Annotated in this window: 19 protein-coding genes and 2 pseudogenes; 4 read left to right on the top strand and 17 right to left on the bottom strand. The window is 34.1% G+C overall.

All coding sequences use genetic code 11. From position 1 onward, the window contains the following. The first annotated feature begins 54 nt into the window (after positions 1-54). Positions 55-873 carry an ammonia-dependent NAD(+) synthetase gene (nadE, locus tag ACFWDE_RS20535; protein WP_377894341.1) on the top strand — a complete coding sequence of 273 codons (819 nt, stop codon included), beginning with the start codon at positions 55-57 and terminating at the stop codon, positions 871-873. Between the two features lie 43 nt (positions 874-916). On the opposite strand, the gene ACFWDE_RS20530 is transcribed toward nadE, so the two are convergent. From ACFWDE_RS20530 to ACFWDE_RS20515, 4 genes and pseudogenes are all read right to left on the bottom strand, one after another. Continuing rightward, positions 917-1,378, bottom strand: coding sequence for an NUDIX hydrolase (locus ACFWDE_RS20530; RefSeq protein ID WP_377894339.1), 462 nt, complete (start codon positions 1,376-1,378; stop codon positions 917-919). A gap of 13 nt (positions 1,379-1,391) precedes the next feature. After that, positions 1,392-1,591: pseudogene (locus ACFWDE_RS20525) on the bottom strand (DUF4083 domain-containing protein). Between the two features lie 105 nt (positions 1,592-1,696). Further along, on the bottom strand, positions 1,697-2,857 hold the full coding sequence (locus ACFWDE_RS20520; RefSeq protein ID WP_377894337.1) for a transglutaminase domain-containing protein: 1,161 nt from the start codon (positions 2,855-2,857) through the stop codon (positions 1,697-1,699). 145 nt (positions 2,858-3,002) lie between these two features. Further along, positions 3,003-3,755 carry a YwqG family protein gene (locus ACFWDE_RS20515; protein WP_377894336.1) on the bottom strand — a complete coding sequence of 251 codons (753 nt, stop codon included), beginning with the start codon at positions 3,753-3,755 and terminating at the stop codon, positions 3,003-3,005. A gap of 225 nt (positions 3,756-3,980) precedes the next feature. On the opposite strand from ACFWDE_RS20515, the gene ACFWDE_RS20510 reads away from it, so the two are divergent. Continuing rightward, positions 3,981-4,139 (top strand): YjcZ family sporulation protein, encoded by a 159-nt coding sequence (locus ACFWDE_RS20510; RefSeq protein ID WP_002118476.1) that lies wholly within the window; start codon positions 3,981-3,983, stop codon positions 4,137-4,139. A gap of 87 nt (positions 4,140-4,226) precedes the next feature. Then, positions 4,227-5,192, top strand: coding sequence for a patatin-like phospholipase family protein (locus ACFWDE_RS20505; RefSeq protein ID WP_002148634.1), 966 nt, complete (start codon positions 4,227-4,229; stop codon positions 5,190-5,192). 95 nt (positions 5,193-5,287) lie between these two features. On the opposite strand, the gene ACFWDE_RS20500 is transcribed toward ACFWDE_RS20505, so the two are convergent. Further along, positions 5,288-5,455, bottom strand: coding sequence for a DUF3933 family protein (locus tag ACFWDE_RS20500; protein ID WP_000816387.1), 168 nt, complete (start codon positions 5,453-5,455; stop codon positions 5,288-5,290). A gap of 12 nt (positions 5,456-5,467) precedes the next feature. Next, positions 5,468-6,910 (bottom strand): aminotransferase-like domain-containing protein, encoded by a 1,443-nt coding sequence (locus ACFWDE_RS20495; RefSeq protein ID WP_377894333.1) that lies wholly within the window; start codon positions 6,908-6,910, stop codon positions 5,468-5,470. 122 nt (positions 6,911-7,032) lie between these two features. Between ACFWDE_RS20495 and ACFWDE_RS20490 the strand changes: the two genes are divergently transcribed. After that, positions 7,033-7,650: a LysE/ArgO family amino acid transporter gene (locus ACFWDE_RS20490; protein ID WP_377894331.1), complete on the top strand. Its 618-nt coding sequence runs from the start codon at positions 7,033-7,035 to the stop codon at positions 7,648-7,650. 48 nt (positions 7,651-7,698) lie between these two features. On the opposite strand, the gene bcbE is transcribed toward ACFWDE_RS20490, so the two are convergent. The 11 genes and pseudogenes from bcbE to ACFWDE_RS20435 form a co-directional block, all read right to left on the bottom strand. Continuing rightward, entirely contained in the window at positions 7,699-8,949 is a 1,251-nt protein-coding gene (bcbE, locus tag ACFWDE_RS20485) for a bacillibactin exporter BcbE (protein ID WP_377894359.1), read from the bottom strand. A gap of 217 nt (positions 8,950-9,166) precedes the next feature. Continuing rightward, on the bottom strand, positions 9,167-9,373 hold the full coding sequence (locus ACFWDE_RS20480; RefSeq protein ID WP_377894329.1) for an alpha/beta-type small acid-soluble spore protein: 207 nt from the start codon (positions 9,371-9,373) through the stop codon (positions 9,167-9,169). A gap of 122 nt (positions 9,374-9,495) precedes the next feature. After that, positions 9,496-10,338 (bottom strand): sugar phosphate isomerase/epimerase family protein, encoded by an 843-nt coding sequence (locus ACFWDE_RS20475; protein ID WP_377894328.1) that lies wholly within the window; start codon positions 10,336-10,338, stop codon positions 9,496-9,498. Positions 10,339-10,377: 39 nt separating this feature from the next. Further along, the gene (locus tag ACFWDE_RS20470; RefSeq protein ID WP_377894327.1) at positions 10,378-11,361 is read right to left on the bottom strand and encodes a DUF6005 family protein; all 984 of its coding nucleotides are present in this window, start codon (positions 11,359-11,361) and stop codon (positions 10,378-10,380) included. Between the two features lie 24 nt (positions 11,362-11,385). Next, positions 11,386-11,661 carry a petrobactin biosynthesis protein AsbD gene (asbD, locus tag ACFWDE_RS20465; protein WP_377894324.1) on the bottom strand — a complete coding sequence of 92 codons (276 nt, stop codon included), beginning with the start codon at positions 11,659-11,661 and terminating at the stop codon, positions 11,386-11,388. Next, positions 11,658-12,896 (bottom strand): AMP-binding protein, encoded by a 1,239-nt coding sequence (locus tag ACFWDE_RS20460; protein WP_377894322.1) that lies wholly within the window; start codon positions 12,894-12,896, stop codon positions 11,658-11,660. Before ACFWDE_RS20460 ends, asbD begins: the two co-directional genes overlap by 4 nt. Then, positions 12,883-14,724 carry an IucA/IucC family protein gene (locus ACFWDE_RS20455; RefSeq protein ID WP_377894320.1) on the bottom strand — a complete coding sequence of 614 codons (1,842 nt, stop codon included), beginning with the start codon at positions 14,722-14,724 and terminating at the stop codon, positions 12,883-12,885. The genes ACFWDE_RS20460 and ACFWDE_RS20455 overlap by 14 nt, the downstream gene beginning before the upstream one ends. 67 nt (positions 14,725-14,791) lie before the next feature. Beyond that, positions 14,792-16,600 (bottom strand): IucA/IucC family protein, encoded by a 1,809-nt coding sequence (locus ACFWDE_RS20450; RefSeq protein WP_377894318.1) that lies wholly within the window; start codon positions 16,598-16,600, stop codon positions 14,792-14,794. Between the two features lie 248 nt (positions 16,601-16,848). Further along, positions 16,849-17,296: pseudogene (locus ACFWDE_RS20445) on the bottom strand (GNAT family N-acetyltransferase). 85 nt (positions 17,297-17,381) lie between these two features. Next, positions 17,382-18,062, bottom strand: a complete 681-nt coding sequence (locus tag ACFWDE_RS20440) for an MgtC/SapB family protein (RefSeq protein ID WP_002200827.1) — start codon at positions 18,060-18,062, stop codon at positions 17,382-17,384. Between the two features lie 171 nt (positions 18,063-18,233). Beyond that, entirely contained in the window at positions 18,234-18,890 is a 657-nt protein-coding gene (locus ACFWDE_RS20435; RefSeq protein ID WP_002202330.1) for a YkyA family protein, read from the bottom strand. Between the last annotated feature and the right edge of the window lies 1 nt (position 18,891).

Here is an 18,891-nt window from a genome sequence, read left to right as displayed (position 1 = left end):
CCAATATACATATAAACTTATTTATCGCTTTAATATGAATAGGAGGAAAACATAATGACATTACAAGAACAGATTATGAAAGCATTACATGTTCAGCCTGTAATTGATCCGAAAGAAGAAATTCGTAAACGAGTTGATTTCTTAAAAGATTATGTAAAAAAAACGGGTGCGAAAGGATTTGTACTTGGAATTAGTGGCGGACAAGATTCTACATTAGCTGGACGTTTAGCTCAGCTTGCAGTTGAAGAAATTCGTAATGAAGGTGGTAACGCAACGTTTATCGCCGTACGTCTTCCGTACAAAGTACAAAAGGATGAAGATGATGCACAATTAGCATTACAATTTATTCAAGCTGATCAATCTACTGCATTTGATATCGCTTCAACAGTTGATACTTTCTCAAATCAATACGAAAACTTATTAGGTGAATCATTAACAGATTTCAATAAAGGTAACGTTAAAGCGCGTATCCGTATGGTTACACAATATGCAATCGGCGGACAACAAGGATTACTTGTTATCGGAACTGATCACGCGGCTGAAGCTGTAACAGGTTTCTTCACAAAATTTGGAGATGGCGGTGCAGATTTATTACCATTAACAGGTTTAACGAAGCGCCAAGGACGTGCTTTATTACAAGAGTTAGGTGCAGACGAGCGACTTTACTTAAAAATGCCAACAGCTGATTTATTAGATAAAAAGCCAGGTCAAGCTGATGAAACAGAATTAGGCATTACTTACGATCAATTAGATGATTATTTAGAAGGTAAATCAGTTCCAGCTGACGTTGCAGAAAAAATCGAAAAGCGTTACACAGTGAGTGAACATAAACGACAAGTACCAGCGTCAATGTTTGATGATTGGTGGAAATAGAACATAAAAAAAGAAGCTAATCTTTTAGCTTCTTTTTTATATGTTAGCGATATACCCCTACTCTTTTCTCCAATAAATCTTGCAAGCAATCTTCATGTTGTTTACAAAATAACGGTGGCATTTTATCTAACGGGAAAAACTTCAAATCCAACGTTTCATCACCGTCTACTTTTTTGTTCCCTCCAACGATTGAAAACTTAAAGAATATTACAATTGCCTGTGCCTGATCTCCATTCGGATATGTTTGAAAATATTTCGTATACACGCCAATGAGCTCATCAATTTCTACATCATATCCTGTTTCTTCTTTAACTTCTCGAATGGCAGTTTCTGCAGCCGACTCTCCTATTTCCATTGCACCGCCCGGAAAGCCCCAAGCGTTAAAGTCTCCCCTTTTTTGCAGTAATACTTCTCCCTCTTTATTAAATACACAACCACCCGCAAAGTTTAAGAAAATATAATCATGTCCTACTTTTTCACGTAATTCCTTTATATAATTCGCCATTTACTTCTCCTTTTTATACATCTTCCATCATTCTTTTTTTATCTTTTTCAAGCAATTCAATAATCCGATCTAGCTTCTGATTCATATTAATCACATGTTATTTTACAATAAGCTTTTAATGAACAGAGTAAATGATAGAAACAACAAAACGATAAGTCCGATTACTAGACAAGAATATATCAATGTAAATATATTACTTTCGAACAAGTTCATTCAACTATCGCATCCTCTTCCCTTTATTCTATCACACGATTCTAAATAGTCACTAATATTATAACCAAACGCAAAAAGAGCACCTTTTAAAGATGCTCTTTTTCATTAATACGTAAATGTAATTGTCGCTAATGAATAACCTGCCATTGCACTATATGGCGCAACTTGATAAGATACACGCTTTGCACCTTTTGGCCAAGTTACTTCATTTAATACTGTCTTTATATCTTGCATCGTTCCATCCATAGACTGCTTATATCGTACTTCTACTTTTTCTGGTTTAGATGCAAATTGTTGCTGTAACTTTTGCTTAAATTCATTATAATTTTCCGCTCCATATTGTGCAGACAAGTATTTTAAATTTGTTTCTTTTAACATTTGCTCATATACAATCGTTTTTGAGCTACCAGCTTTTATTTTGTTTGTTAATTCACCAAAGTAACTTGTAGTTGCCGCTGGATATTTACTACGATCCCATTCGTGGTCTTTGCTTAACTGCTCGTCAGACATATTAAAATAGGAATATGTTACACGCCCAGCTTTATCTGGTACTGGATCATCGAATGTAGTATCTAGGTGGTACCACTTGTTATCAATGTTCACTAAATTCCATGCGTGAGCTTGTCCATTCCCTGTACCTGTTACAATATGATTTTGAATACCTGCTTCTTGCAATAATTGATATGTTAATAATGTATATCCTTGGCAAACTGCAGAACGATTCGCTAACGCTTCATACGCTGTATACGCTTGATAAGACGTATCATAAGATACATGTTTTACAACGTAATCATGAATAGCTTTTACTTTCTCATGCTCATCCATGCCTTGTTTAATTATAGAATTTACAATTGCTTTCGCCTGAGACTTTACATACTGTGTTTGCTCTTTTGATTCACGATACTCCACTTGTAATGTAAACGTATAATTCCCTGGCATACCTTTTATAGAATACTTAGTAGATGCTACATTATATTTTACATACTCATCAGCATCTACGATTTTATTAAACTCGCCGTACAATTGGTCCATAATCTTTCTAGCATCTCTATCTTTTGTTTTATATGCGATTGTAATATTTTCTTCACGATTATCAATCTGTTTTTTTAATTCTTTTCTGAAATCATTTAACAACTTTGCATCTGATTGTGTTGTCACTGTAGTCGGATTCGTAGCCGCATAAGATACAGATGACGCTTGTAAGCCTCCCATTACTATAGTTGAACAAAGTGCGGCAGCTGTCACATACTTACTTGTCTTTCCCATCTTGTCACTCCTTACATTCTATAACTATACGAAAAAGTATCGTATAGTTTCAGAGTATACAATACTTTTCAAAATAGGTCATATGAGATTATGCATATTTAACATTGTAAAAAGGTTGTTCTTTTTACAAGAACAACCTTCTTCATTAACAAGTTTGTAACACACAACATGTATTTTCAAAACGTCGATTTTTCAAATCTTCATTACTAATACAGAAATATAGCATTCCTAATTCTCCCCAAACCATATTACAATTTTTATGATCTGAATCAATTTGGAATAAAAGCGTCATTTGCTGTGGCTCTATCCCCATATATTCTCCTGTCTCATATAATACTTCCTCTTGTACAGAGAATGGTTCTCCAAACATTTGATGATTATCATAGTTGTCTGGGATTAGCTCTTCAAGTAATTGCAAGAAACGATCTGAATCTGCCTCATCTTCAATGAAAAGCTCCGGTAATTTATACGTCAGTTCAAAAGTAATTGCACACTGGTTATATTTCGCTTGTATTTCATCTGCTCTACGTAATTGCTCTACAGGGATATCATAATAAAGTACACGTCCAGCTTCGTTTGGATTTACATCTTCTTCAAAGTAATTTTCAATATTAAAGAAATATAACATCCCTGTCTTAGGAAGATTGTGATCCATACCAACGTTTTGTAGATCACTTAAATTAAACTGTGCAATAAAACGTAACGGATTCTCTTTGTATGTTGGATATTCAAATGAATCCGGTAAATCAGGAACTCCCCCCATTTTCGAACTACCTATCGCAACCGTTTCTTGCTGCTCGGGCACAACTTTTACACAAGGAAATATAGTATTAATAAGTTCCTCTTTTAAATGTGTCAGTCCATATTTATCAATTAACACTTCAATTTGCTGTCTCATAAATTCTCCTTACATTTACATACTTATTTGTATCATAGCACAAAGATTATACTCCATTCATTGTAAAATCAACAAGCCTTCCAAAAAAACGGGCTTATCCCTCGTACGCGAACAAGTTTAAAAAAGCATAGTATACATTGTTCCTACAAACACGATAGTTCTTTATTTCTTCCAGTATATTTTCCCCTCGTTCATTTTTATTTTTAATTTAAGGAGGAATTCCACATGGGTTACGGATATAGTTGCGGCGGTTACGGCGGTGGTTACGGTTACGGCGGTAGTTGTGGTGGATGTGGTTATGGAGGTTTCGCTTTATTAATCGTTTTATTTATCCTTCTAATCATCATTGGAGCTAGCTGTTGGGGCGGCGGATTCGGCTGCTAGTAAACTTAAAAACTATTGTAAAAAAGCGCGTACAATACGTGCTTTTTTGCCATTTTCAAATTTTCCATCTGAAAGGAAGTATGTTTAATGAAGATTGATGGTGTTTTCGAGGGAGGCGGTGTACGCGGAATTGCTCATGTAGGGGCAATTTGCGCGTTAGCCGAAAAAGGTTATGAATGGGAACGTTTAGCTGGAACATCAGCCGGTGCTATTATTGCAGCGCTTCTAGCAGCAGGATATTCTTGTTCCGAATTAAAAACTATTGTAACAGACATTGATTATGAAAAATTCACTAAAAAAACTTTTCTTGATAGAATCCCCTTTATTGGTAAAGGATTAAGCGCTTGGTCTACTCTAGGCATTTATTCAAATGTATTTCTCGAAGAATGGCTAGAAGACCTGCTTAGAAAAAAAGGAATTCATTTGTTTACAGACTTACCAGATTTGAATAAACTCAAAATTATCGCTTCAGATATAAGCAATGGTAAAATGGTTATTTTTCCCGATGACTTGCCAAACTACGGATTTTTAAATTATCGCTTCCCTATCGCTAAAGCAGTAAGAATGAGTGGAACCATTCCTTTCTTCTTCGAACCAGTGAAATGGAGAACACCAAAATGGAAACAACCTTGTTATATGGTTGATGGCGGTATCTTAAGTAATTATCCAATTTGGATTTTCGATTCACCGACTTCTCCTCGCTGGCCTACCTTTGGATTTCATTTTGTAAAAGATGAGATTCAAGCTGATCCCGCCCACTATGAAGAACCTATTTCCATGTTCAAAGGACTATTTAAAACAATGATGCAAGCTCATGATTTACGTCATTTAGATAAAGAATCAAAGGCTAGAACTATTACAATTCCAACAGGAACCATTACAAGTACTAATTTTCAATTAACTAAAAAAGAGAAAGAATGGCTCTATAAATCTGGTTATAATGCCGCTAATAAGTTTTTGCAATCTTGGAACTTCAGGCAATATGTTGATGAATATAGAGACGGAAATCAGGATCGAAAAACAAATCGGTATTTCCGTCAACTTGACTCATAATTATATTATTTTCCCTGTCACACTTTAATAGTAAATAAGCCTAATAATATAGTACATTATTAGGCTTATTTACTTCTTATGTACTCCCCTATTGTTTAAGGATAAGTTAACCCCTCTGCTTCTTCTGCAGTAATTACTATGTAACGATTTCCAGTTCTTAACCCTAATAATTCTGCTTTTTCAATTGCATCCTGTTTTGTTTCCGCATAAGCAGCTAAATATTTATCTCCATCAATCATTTGGCAAATCACATATTGCTTCATGGTTTTCTCCTTTTACCCTTTAATTAATTGCGCGATCTTTTTTATTCCAGCTTCAATTTCTTCTACAGTTGCATAGGAATAAGAAAGACGTAAAAATTGGTTAGCACTTCTATCATACAAAGTGCCTGGGTTTAATAACACCTTTTCTTGCAAAGCTTTGTCAAATAAACTACGATTCGAAATTGGTAGATTTATATGTAGCCAAATGTAAAAGCTTCCTACTGGCTCATGCCAAGTTGCAATGCCACTACAATACTTTTCTAACATACTTATCATAAAATCTCTACGTTTTTTCAATTCACTTCTTACAAACTGTAAATGTTCATCATACAATCCATTTTCAAACCACTCCGCTGCAATCTGCTGGGATATAGAACTTGAACCATAATCAGTTTGCATTTTTATATCTGCTAATCTTTGAATAACGGATTCTGATCCAACAACCCATCCAATTCTTAAACCAGGACTAATGACTTTGGACATACTTCCAATATGTAGCACGATACCATTTTTATCATATGCCTTTAAAGGCTTTGAAACTGGTGCATCGAACCATAAATCTTGATATACCGCGTCCTCAATAATAGGCAATCCAATTTCATTACATATCTCCATCACTTCTTCCCTCTTCTTACCGTTCATACTAAAATTGGTCGGATTATGAAAAGATGGGATTGTATATAAAATAGATGCGTTAAATTGTTTCTTATATTTTGTAATATATGAAGTATTTATACCATTCTCATTCATTGGTATTCCAATCAAGCGCATTCCTGCTGATTGAAATACATTAAGCGAATATAAATATGATGGTTTTTCTAATAAAATTGATGCTCCTTTCGGAAGAAGACCCATAGAAATAAGTTGCAGTGCTTGAATTGCCCCCGAAACAATTAAAATAGAGTCAGGAGATACATATACCCCATGCCCTTTTAAATATTCCGCAATTTTTTTTCTTAAATGGAGATTTCCTTTCGGTTCCTCATACCCAAGCGTAACATTTGATTGTAAAATTTTACCGATAATACCCTTCATCTTTTTCTCAGGCAAGAGACTCGGTGAAAGTTCACCTGTTCCTAATCGAATTACATTGGGAGTAAATTCAGCTTGATTAATCTCTTGTACAGCAGGAAGATTCGGATAATGAAGTCCTGTTTCTACATAAGACTGCCAGTTTGGAGGCGGGGCATATGTAGAAGTACTCTCACTATTATTTATAACAATTGTTCCCTTCCGGCCATTCCCCTCAATGTACCCTTTTGCTACTAATTCATCGAAAGCCATTACAATTGTACTTCGATTCACTTCAAACGTATGCGCCAAATCTCTTTGTGAAGGTAATTTAGTTCCAACTGTCCATTCCCCATTAACAATTCTTTCTTTTATATAAGATTCTATTTGTTTATATAAAGGAATAGACGAAGACATATTAGGTTTCCAAACGAGCCTTTCCACTATATCACCTCACATACTTTATGGTTGGTAACCTATCCAACCATATGGATGGATACAAATTTTCATTTCTTCTATACAATATACACTATCATAACTAATCACATTAAGTAGGAGGTAATATGATGAGTGAAGCAATTATTCACGGTATCATCCTTGCATTTGGTCTTATCATTCCATTAGGTGTCCAAAATGTTTTCGTCTTTAATCAAGGCGCGAGTCAACCAAATATTTGGCGAGCTGCTCCTGTAGTCTTGACTGCATCTATATGTGATACATTATTAATATTAATTGCCGTACAAGGTGTATCCCTTGTACTCCTTACTTTTTCTTGGTTAACAACCACTCTGTATATGATTGGATTTTTCTTTCTTATGTATATGGGCTGGGTTATTTGGAGAAGCGATCCTTCAAATGATGTAAAGCAAGAAAAAAGCATGCCTTTAAAAAATCAAATTATTTTCACCGCATCGGTTTCATTACTAAATCCACACGCAATTTTAGATACAATTGGTGTAATCGGAACAAACTCTATACAGTACATAGGAAGTGAGAAATGGGCTTTCACTTTTGCAACAATTATAGTTTCTTGGATTTGGTTTATTAGTTTAGCTTTTGCTGGAAAATTTCTAAAAGGAGTAGACTCGACAGGAAAAACGATTACAGTATTAAATAAATTTTCAGGGCTAATCATATGGGGAGTCGCACTTTATATGTTAAAACAAGTTATTTTTCCTAACTAATTAAAGAGAATTGCATGTTGTGTAATTAACATGCAATTCTCTTTCGGATTATGACGTTGGTTCCGGCTTCTGTTTTACCATCATTGTATCTTTTGCTGGTTTAATCCAAATAATTGCTATGACCGCACCAATAGCAGCGAAGATGCTCGTTAAATAAAATACTTCATGGTCCGCCCCTTTCATAAAAAAAGAATACAGGGGTGGTCCAGCTGCTACACCGATAAATCGCATTGAACTATAAAATGACGTAACTGTCCCCCTCTGCTCTTTTTCAATCCCTTGTGTAATAAGAGCATCTAGACACGGTAACGCCATACCAATTCCTCCCCCCATAATAACGAGACAAAGAAGTAGCAAATAAATTCCTTTTAGAAATAAAGGTAAGAAGACAGATGCAGCAGCCAGTAAAAATCCAATATAAATACACTTTTTCATAATATCTTGTTTATCTCCAATTTTTTTACCAGCCATATATGAGCTAAGTGATAGTACAAGTAAAGGAATAGCGAGTACACACCCTTTCCATATACCATGAATGTCGTACTTCGACTCCAGTATAGTTGACAGATAAAAAAGTATTCCGAATAAAATAAGCATAATAATTGCACCTAGTATAAAAATGGCAATTAACCATCTTCCCTTTTCTCGAAACGTAGAGATAATAGATTGAATAAATTCTTTAAGTGGTGGGACTTCTTCTTCTTGTTTCTTCGCCTTTACTAGTACCAGTAGTAAAACAATCGATATTAAACATAAAACTGGAATCGCCCAAAATGGTAAGAACCATACAATAGCTGCAAGAGCTGATCCTAATATGGGACTCAATACTTTTCCAAATGTATTTGACGTCTCAATGATTCCTAAACCTGCACTAACCTGTTTTTCATCTTTGTATAAATCACCTACACATGGTATGACAACTGGCATAGCACCAGCAGCACCTATCCCTTGAATTGCTCTTCCGATAAGAATCCAAACGTAAGGGTTATCAACTTTCCATGATACCCAGCCCGTTATCGCTCCTCCAATAGCTGCAATTAATAAACTTGGAACCATTACCATCTTTCGTCCCCATCTATCTGATAAATAGCCAGCAATCGGTATAAGTATAATTGCAATGATAGAATAAATTGTAATAATCATGGATACTTGGAAAGATGAAATATGTAATTTCTTTTCAATGGTTGGCAGGATTGGAATAAGCATTGAATTACCTAACGTCATAACAAGTGGAACTGATGCAAGTGCAATTAAACAACAGTTTTCTTTTTTTAACATGTTGATTTCGGAACCTTTCATCATATATTTCTTACCATATAATAGCCCTGCTGGAACTTAATTTTGCATTCCACCAGGGCTATTTCATCTTTACTACTTTCCATTTACAACAAAAGAAATTGGGTAAAATATAGCATTACTCCTATTCTTTGAATCCTGTTCACAATATATCCATACCAATTAATTGAAAATAAAAAAGAAAGGAAGAATCCTTCCTTTCTCCTATAACCTTCTACATTTAGCGAATATATCCGCCACCAAGCTGTTGTTCTGCCATCGCTACAAGGCGTTTTGTAATTTCACCGCCTACAGAACCGTTTGCACGTGAAGAAGTATCAGCTCCAAGCTGTACACCAAACTCTTGTGCAATTTCATATTTCATTTGATCTAGAGCTGCTTGTGCTCCATGTGATGCTAATTGATTAGCGTTACGATTTCTAGCCATTACCGATCACCTCCTTATATATATTAAATTGTATCAAATCCGAAATTAAATACATGGTAATTTTTGGTTATTTATTCCGTAAAAAAAGAGTCTCTTAAACGAGACCCTTACATCATTCCATCTTATGAGGTTACTACTTCTAATTTTCTATTTGTTAATACTCTCATTTCTTCTTTTAATATATCTTTCGCATTATGTCCAAACCATTCAAGTGAAGCAAAATGTTCAGTATCGCTCACTTCCTGGATGATTTCATCATAATTTACTATACCTTCAAATAATGGGACCATTCCTATACGACTTCCAGCAGCAGCATATACATTTTTTGGTTCAAACACGTGTAAATACTCCGCTGATGATATATTCTTAAAATGGTAATGTTGTATCCACGGCTTTAGTCGCTGGAAACTATCTACCGGGTCTGCACCAGACTCCCAAATATGAAGAAAATCTAGGTTTATTTTTAAATATGGATGATTTACTTCTTCTAACAATTTCAAAGTAGACGGTAAAGTATCCGTTAACGTATTTGGATGTGTTTCTAATAGTATATACATATTGTGCTGAGCAAATAGATCACAAATCATGCGAATTCGCTTCACATACTCTTTTCTCTCTTGTTCCGAGAAATCCTCACTACCTTTTTGCCCAGCAAACGTACGAATTTTATTTGTATTAAACCAATTAGCTAGTGTTACCAGTTGTTCACATTTTTCCAGCGTTTTTTGAAAATCTGCTAATAATGATATATCTAAATAATCACTTATCATCGTAACTTCTAAATTTTTATCCTTTAAAAAATCCAGCTCTCTCTCTGTCGTTTCACGCTCTTGCATATATAAATTTTGTGCATGAGTCCCCCATAATTCAATCCCTTCAAAACCGTTTTCGTATGCAAATTGAACAATATCAGTAAATGAAATTAGTTGATGGCGAAATGAAATTGTACATAGTGAATATTTCATAGGTTTGAACTCCCTTATCTTAAATTCAGTTAGATTGCTTTAAAAAGTTAAGACAGACTGATTTGTTTTCATATCTTTCCATGACAGAAACTGTCTCTCTAATTCATCCTTAATTTGCAGTTCAATTGTATTCATTTCATCAAGCTTCTCAACAATTGTTATTAACATATCTTTATTTTTTGTCATTGCCATTTTGATTGCGCGGTACTGTACATTTGTAAATCCTTGTACAATGTCTTCCACTCGATCACACCAATAATCAAAGTCTTGTTCCGAATATTGTAACGTTTCACGGAAGTATGCAAAGGCATGTTCATAGCTATATTTCCGTATTGCCAATACGGGTATTTGCTTTACTGCCGCTACGAGCCCCGAAAGTGAATACCCATCCTCTTCATTTACCATTTTTATTATTATTTTTTTTAATTCCATAGTTAGTTTGTTATCATTCTTTTTGAATGTTTCCATGAAATAACTTTCTACCATCTCTTGTGTTGGCTCCTGAATTCCTTCTATATCAATGAAATAGCCTCCACCAAATGGGTTGTCTTTAACAGAATGGAGCACTTTTTCTCTTTCCATATTCCCTTCCCAGCGAAAATCAGGATCAAGCATGAACCATTCATCTTCTTTCTCTGTCTTCGATATCATTAAGTAATGCGGAAACGGTTTTTGATGAAACTTATTTTCTCTCTCAGGCAATAAAGACATATCAACCATTACAATTACGTAACGATTTTCCGGCTTATTTTCTACTAATTCTAAAAATTTTTCTACATTGCTATTTTTATCTTTTGAATGATCGTACCATTCGTTCACTTTAATACCATACAATTTTTCATACCAGAGTAAGTAGTTATCATGGTTAATGTTTTCGGAATGATAAGAAATAATCCCGCCTTCTGTTATATCAAAATCTCCATCCCATAATCCGAAATAAAATGGCCGGAAATCTATATCGCTACGCCTTTTTATAATTTCACAAAAACAACTCACTAAACAGTGAACTTTAATTGAAGTCATATTCTCATCCACTTTCCTAAAAGGTTAATTATTCACATTTACTTCGTGTAACGGCTGCAACTCTTCCATAAAGTCAAGCAAAGATCCTACAGTAAGAAACGCCTTTGGGTCTATCTCATCCTCTGGAACGCATAGTTTTAAATCCATTTCTATGTATACTATAAGCTGTAACATCATTACCGAATCTATATATAAATCTTGATTTAAACGCATCGTTTCTTCTAAATACGTTACATTTTTCAGTTCCATTTTTTCTATCATAATGCTTAATACAGCATCCTTTAACGTTTCACGACTCATGTTGTAACCTCTCCCATCTCTAGTAACTTTCTACTTACTTTTCCGGTTTTATTTTTCGGAATTTCAGTTACACTTTCAATTTCATGCGGAACTTTATAAGACGGTAAGTGCTGAATACACCATTCTCTTATTTTCACCGGGGCAATACGAGAGATCACTTTCGCTTTTACGATCTCACCCATTACAGGATGCTTCCCTCGGTATACAATTGCTTCTTGAATACCTTCTAACCGAAGCATCGTTTCTTCCACCTCTATAGGGAAAACTTTTAATCCTGAAACATTGATTACATCATCCATACGCCCCATAAAATGAAGGCCACGCTCAGATTCATACCCTAAATCTTTCGTATAAATTTCCTTTTCAGCAATTTTCACTACGATTTCTTCAGGCTCGTTTTCATCTGATCCTATGTTTATACTTAAATGAGGCAGTGGCTTTCCTAAATCCAAATGGGTTTCCATATCATGACATATACTAATGCATCCTGCTTCAGAACAACCATATTGTTGCATCATGTATTTTGTCATTCCTTTCAGTTTATAAAATAACGTTTCTGGCAAAGGTGAGCCTGACGTCATAATTTTATGAAACTGAAACGTACCTTGTGGAAAACTACCCATAATATGTAGCATAAGTGGTACTGCATATATAATATGTTTTTCTGTATTTCGAACTATATTTAATGCGAATTTAGGATTTTTATTCGTAATGATTATAGGCTTGCTACCCCTCATAATTGCAGATAACGTACCACAAATTAATCCATACGAATGTGAAACAGGAGCCATAACAATTGGTACTTCATCTTCATCACATTTTAAAGCTGCATTATAAGCAGTAATTTCTGTTTCAACTTCCGTCCATGCTCTACGAATCAGTTTCGGTTCTCCTGTTGTTCCAGAACTATATTGCAATAAAGACGGTTCTTCTTGTAATAGATTTATAACTTCTAACTTTATAAATTCGTTACTTTCCCCATATAAGAGCCCCGCACAATTTGCACGCCTTGCCATCTCAATAGCTGTATCCATCGGTGTCTCTTCATGAATAAGTAATACAGATGTTTTTTTTTCTTTTAAGAAAAACACAAGCGTAATAATATCAAATGGATCTTTCAGACAAAGTGCAAATCTATTTCCTTTTGCTTCTTGAAATTGTTCCATTTCCTCGTAAACTTGTAATCTCGATTCAAAATCATTTTTGCTAAATTCTTGTTTATTAACGATTAGCATGATTTCCCCCTGTAACAACTGATTTTTGTATTGTAAGTTGCCTTGCTCTATACAATGGATTTGGAACTTCATGAACAAGCGATTCCACATCCATATATAAACGTCGCTTCGTTAATTGCTCTGCATGAAATGTAGGTGCATATAATTGTAATGCTTCAAAACGTTCTTTCAAATGTGAAAATCTTTCAAAATGATCTTCTACTTCTTCAACAAGAATGATCCAAAATTGTTCCTCTTTCAACTGATACTCATCTGCCAGCACGAAAGCCAGTTCACCTAGATTGAATAGGAACAACGCATCTAAAACCATTTCTTGCAAACATTCAATACGGTCCATTTCAAAGAAATCATTCATTTGACCATTCGCATATGTTTTATGCATTTTAGTAAAGTCCGGACATTTTCCGAGTTCTTTCAAAAATGGACGATAAAACTCCAGTCCTTCATGAAAATCTTTTAGTGCAATACGGACTGGTATTCCTTCTTCATGAACTAAAATCATGTTTTGTCCATGTGATTCTAATGCGACTCCATGCTCTACAACGAAGTGTACAACTGGGACAATTGCTTTTTGAATAAGCAGTTGTAACCAGCTTTCTACTCCATATCTCTTTAACCACAAATCAATAATTGGTGTCCCATCTTTTCCCTTGGCATATAAACCGTTAAATGGGATTGCCTCTTCTTTCTTATCTAAATATTTGTGAACGCTTTCGCGCCAAATACATCCTAATGAGCCATATGTAGCTTTTTTATTCGCATCGTACGTAACACTCGAAAATTCATTTAACAAAATTAAACGCGATTCATCCCTTAAATAAGGATCATGATCTACTATATCTTTTAACCAATTCGATATAGCAGGTGCACTCACAACCGAATGTGGTTTTAATGTACGGATAGTTGAAGTATTGAGTAAATTCATTGGTAACTTTACATATGGTTTCGCTCGGTTCGTAACATTTCTTAATGTCCGCATCGACTGCTGCGCGCAATAATCATCTTCTGATTTCCCTAAATAAATAATATATTTATCCTGTATATGGTCAGTATAATTCGGAATAATAAAGTTCTCCCACTGCCAAGGATGAACAGGTATAAACATATACTTCTTCGAATCACAGTCCATTTTTCGAATACGATCCATATACTCTTCGATTTTCTTTTCACCAATTTCTTCTTTAAAGGTACAGTTATAACTCTCTTCACTTTCATATCCTACAGTCGTATATTTCTCATGAACTGCAATCCATATAATTTTCATTGGTTGCATAAATTCAAATCCATATTGAAAATTATCACGATATTGAAATCCAATGCGTGCTTTATAGCTAGGATGATATGGATGTCCATCTATCAAATGACTTTCAAGCTCATCATAAGACTTCACAATATAGTCTTCTTCACTACTTCTCTCATATTGTGCAATCGTATCTTTAAAGATTGTTTGTTCTAATTCTTGAATAAAAGAATCCAATTTCGTTCGATCCACTTGAACAATTCGAAAAATCTCCTGTAAAAATTGTGAAACTGATTGTATTTCTTCTTCCTCATCTTGAACTCTCATTATTAATGAGTCATGCAAACAAATACGCCCAAATGTCATACGTTCTTGTCCATAGCATTGGTACATTACATTTTGATTCTTTTCATCAAGACCTTGTATAATAAAAAGGATTTGCTCTCCCTTTTGTATACGAATCGGCGTAATGATTTCTTCATAAATTAACGATTCTACTAATTGCCGGAATACTCTTCTTCTTACTGAAATGTACTCTTTTGATTGGAGTGCCTTCAATATTTTTATGTGATAAACTTCTTCTTTCATAAATCCCTCCGCTATAATACGGAATATCGAATTCCATTATTTGTATTACGTGAAATTTTAGCACTACTTATGAACGAACAGCCACTTCTCTAACGAGTGGATTATCTACCTGTACATAAATTGCTTGCTCTAAAGGATTTGTCAGTTCATCAACATCGAAAAATCTCGTTAGCAAGTTTGCTTTGCATGCCAACTTATCCTCTTCCAACAATTCTCTTAAAAATGTAGAAGGTTCACGGTTATATGGAAGGAATGATTCAAGTACAGACCTTAATTCAGAGAGAAGAATTTCCTCCTTAATTAATCCTGCTGTACCAAAACCGTTAATAAGTCCAAACATATGATTAAAAATTAAATAGTAACGAAACCTTTCATCTACAATATAATCGTCATATAAATTTCCAGTACGTTCTCCAATACCAGATAACTCATTATTAAGCTTCTCTTTCATTGAATTACAGAAATAAAACCCTTGATTATCACGGAAATAATATTTTACTGGATAACCATCCTTTAGCTGAACAACACTATTTTGCTGATGAGCTTCTAATGCAACTCCATACTGTAAATACATCCATACCATCGGCTTTAAAGAAATATTTACATACCGTCTAAACCACTCTAAACTTACTTCTTCACAGCTTCTATTTTCTAAATCTGCTAAGTGATGAATAATATTCGATAAACGAGTATGTTCTCCCGGTATAGCATCTTGAACTAGTCCAGCAATTAAAGTAACGTCATTTGCATGTTCACTATAAAAAGGATTCTCTCGAATAATCACTTCAAATCCAGACTCTTTTGCTCCAGAATTTAAGGTAATAAAGGCTGGATCACAAATAAAATCAAAACCTGGATACTTTTCTAGTACTTCACCAATTGACGTATTTAACATTTCCTTCCCTTCAAGGCCACTCTCAAGTTCCTTCAACTTATTAATGCGCATTGAATTTGTTACTTTCACCGGAAATGAAAACTTAAGCATATATTTCGAATGAGGATGATATAGCGTCCTAAGTGATGATGTTGCCATATAATACTTACCTACGGGACCCATATACTCAAGTACTCCTTGATTTATCCACTCTTGTACATAAGGTTGATGTAATAACCATTCTGCCTGAAGCGGATGAATTGGAATTAATGAATATTCATCTTCCTTACAGTATTTCACTATAAATTCCTTACTTACCATCTCATCTTTACTTAATTCTTCTTTTATAATCGTTGTTGTAGAATCTAATAATAATGATTTTTCATTTACTATACTTTTATGTGCTCGAAAATAATGAAGCTGGCATTCTCCTTTTAATTCTGGAGAATACATTGCACTTTTCCAATCCAATATACCTTGTCTACTCTTTGGGGTAGGATGAGTTAAATGCCCAAATAATAAAGATTGCTCCGCCTCAATAAAAGTTGTATGGAAACCATATAATGCAGATGTATCTTCTGCTCTCTTTTTTGTAAATTCCTCAATATTTTGACAACTACGAATAACTCGAAGCATAAGTTCAGCAGGGTTAGTTCCTTCTCCATAGTTGATAGACATCTCTTTTATTAAAAATGTAATAACTGTAACGTAATCTGCTTTTATAACAGTTTTTGTTTCTCCGATTTGATAATAAAACTGTTCTCCAAACAAATGGCGATCTGTTGATGATTTATATATAACTTTTCCATACAAAGTAACATTCTGTGCCGATAGCCGACAACATAAATATGTGGGGACTATATTTCTATTCAACGTATTACTGAAGATACTTTCTATTCTTTCATCCTCTGTAATCCATTCTCCACTCCCTGTTTCTCTTAAATAACAGTTTAAAAAGCTTTGTATTGTTGCATGTTCTGCGATTTGTTTCGCATGCTGCATACTGGTCCTCCTCTTTTAGACGAACACTATTAAAATTTCCATAAAACTATCGATAATTGAATTTCATTATCAATCACAATTTTAATTGATAATGATAATCATTTCAATATATATTTCAGAATTTTTTTATCTGACTAAACCTTTTGTCTTTTCCACAACATTAAATCCGTATGCAAAAAAACATCAATATAATTATTGATGTTTTTTAATATCCGTAAGTTTAATTTATATAATATAATTATTCAAACCTAAATTAATAATGTTTTGTATAAACAATCCATATTTCGCCACACATATGCTATTTCTTCTATATGTAGTCTTTCTAAAAATTTTGTATCAATTTTTTCAGGATTATATTTTTCATAAAATTTTTTAGAAGGATTATTAGAGACAACCCAAACTAAAAGAGATTGCATATAATTCCCCATCACAATTATATGTCCCCGTTCTTTCAGCTCCACCATCGATAAATCCGATAATTTCCCCATTTAACGTCTCTGCTACAAACCTATATTCGTTCTTATCATCTTTTTGGAAGATGCTTTTCCACAGGTTTTCTCGTTGTTCATACGTTATATTGTCTAAAACCCCGTTAGAAAATATCCCTTTATACGTTGTTTTCCAGCTTTCCACATGCACTTTTGCTATACTTGCACTATCATTTTTCGATGCCCTTCGAACATGTATCTCCATCACTTATATCCCCCTTTGTAATTAATTATAGCAAAATGTTTTTTTCATTAAAAAAAGAGTGAATTTTCATCACCCTTTTCAATCTTTTTTATCTACTTTCAACTTCAACAGATACGACATGATCGATTTCTTTTAGAGAACTATATAACTCAGTTGTATATAAATCTTCTGGAGCTAAAATTACCATTTCTAATTGCTGAGATGCTCCATTATCAATATCTTTAATTTTCACTCGCTTCACTTGCATATTTAAATTTTTAATTTGCTTAAAAATCCCATCTAACTCTCGATGCTCATTTACAGTAATTTTGATAGACAAGTCCTTTTGTCTCAATGAATATGGGCCTGCAATTTTCACAAGGTGAGGAAGTACATTGATTGCTAATATAATTAAAACCATAGCAACCGTCGCTTGTATATAAAATCCTGCTCCAATCGCAATACCTAAAGCTGAAGCAGCCCATACCATTGAAGCTGTCGTTAATCCAGAAATAACGTCATTACTTCTTCGTAAAATTACCCCCGCTCCAAGAAAACCAATACCACTAACAATTTGGGCAGCTAATCGCATTGGATCCATATTCGTATGACCCGGTACAGAATATACATTTACAGATTCAATTGAAACCATTGTAATTAAACAACTTGCTACAGAAATAACCATACTTGTTTTCACACCAAGCGGTTTATTCTTTAGCTGCCTATCTATCCCGATGAATAATCCTAAAAAGAGTGCTAAACCTAATTTGAATAAAAATTCATATGACATATTTCATTCTCCTTACTTTACAATGTTTTCCTTCGAATAATACACTATAACTCTTTTATGATATCAATTCCAGTCTTTTCTATTCATTTAACGACAAAAGCCGAAAAAACACTTTTTGCAATGTTTCTCCGGCTTTTTCTATAGCTTTTTTATTAGGATTAAGATCATTATTTATTTTTGTTCTTTAGTCTTAATCTGTGCATCTTTGTAAAATGCTAATTTACTGTCATTATACTCTTTTGTGTGTTTATTAAATTGTTCTTTCGCCTTTTGAGCTTCCACATTTAACTCATTAACAGTTTTAACTTTTTCACCAATTTCTTTTAACTTCGTTTCTTTTACTTTTAATTTTTCATACAGCTCTTTTTCATTCGCTAACGCCTTCGTGTAATCCTCATTCATTTTTTGGAATGCAGCATAACGGTTTTTATACGACTCTTCTACTGCTTTAGCTTGTTTTTGTAATTTCTTATCTTCAAGCTTCTCTATATTGCTTTGAACTGATTTCGTCTCCTTCTGAGCTTTCTCTAACAGTTCTTTCTCGTTTTTCAATACTTTCTCACGCTCATTTACATTTGCAGTAGCTTCCTCTATCTTCTTCGTGACTGCTTCATTATGTTCTTTACCTTCTTGTAAAATTTGAGAATATAGTTCTTGCCCTTGCTTTTCTAATTGCTCTAACTTTTTCGTATCATCAGCTAACGATTTTTCTTGTGTCGCTGCTGTTTCAAAAGCCGTATATAAATTTTCTTCTGGTTTTTCACCGAAACAACCTGATAATAATCCTACTGATAATGCTCCAACTACTGCTACTTTTCCATACTTCAAC

The organism is Bacillus sp. NPDC060175, assembly GCF_042728695.1.
Classification (GTDB): Bacteria; Bacillota; Bacilli; order Bacillales; family Bacillaceae_G; genus Bacillus_A.
The sequence above is the reverse complement of the archived record's forward strand: the minus strand, read 5'-3'. Positions and strand labels throughout refer to the sequence as shown.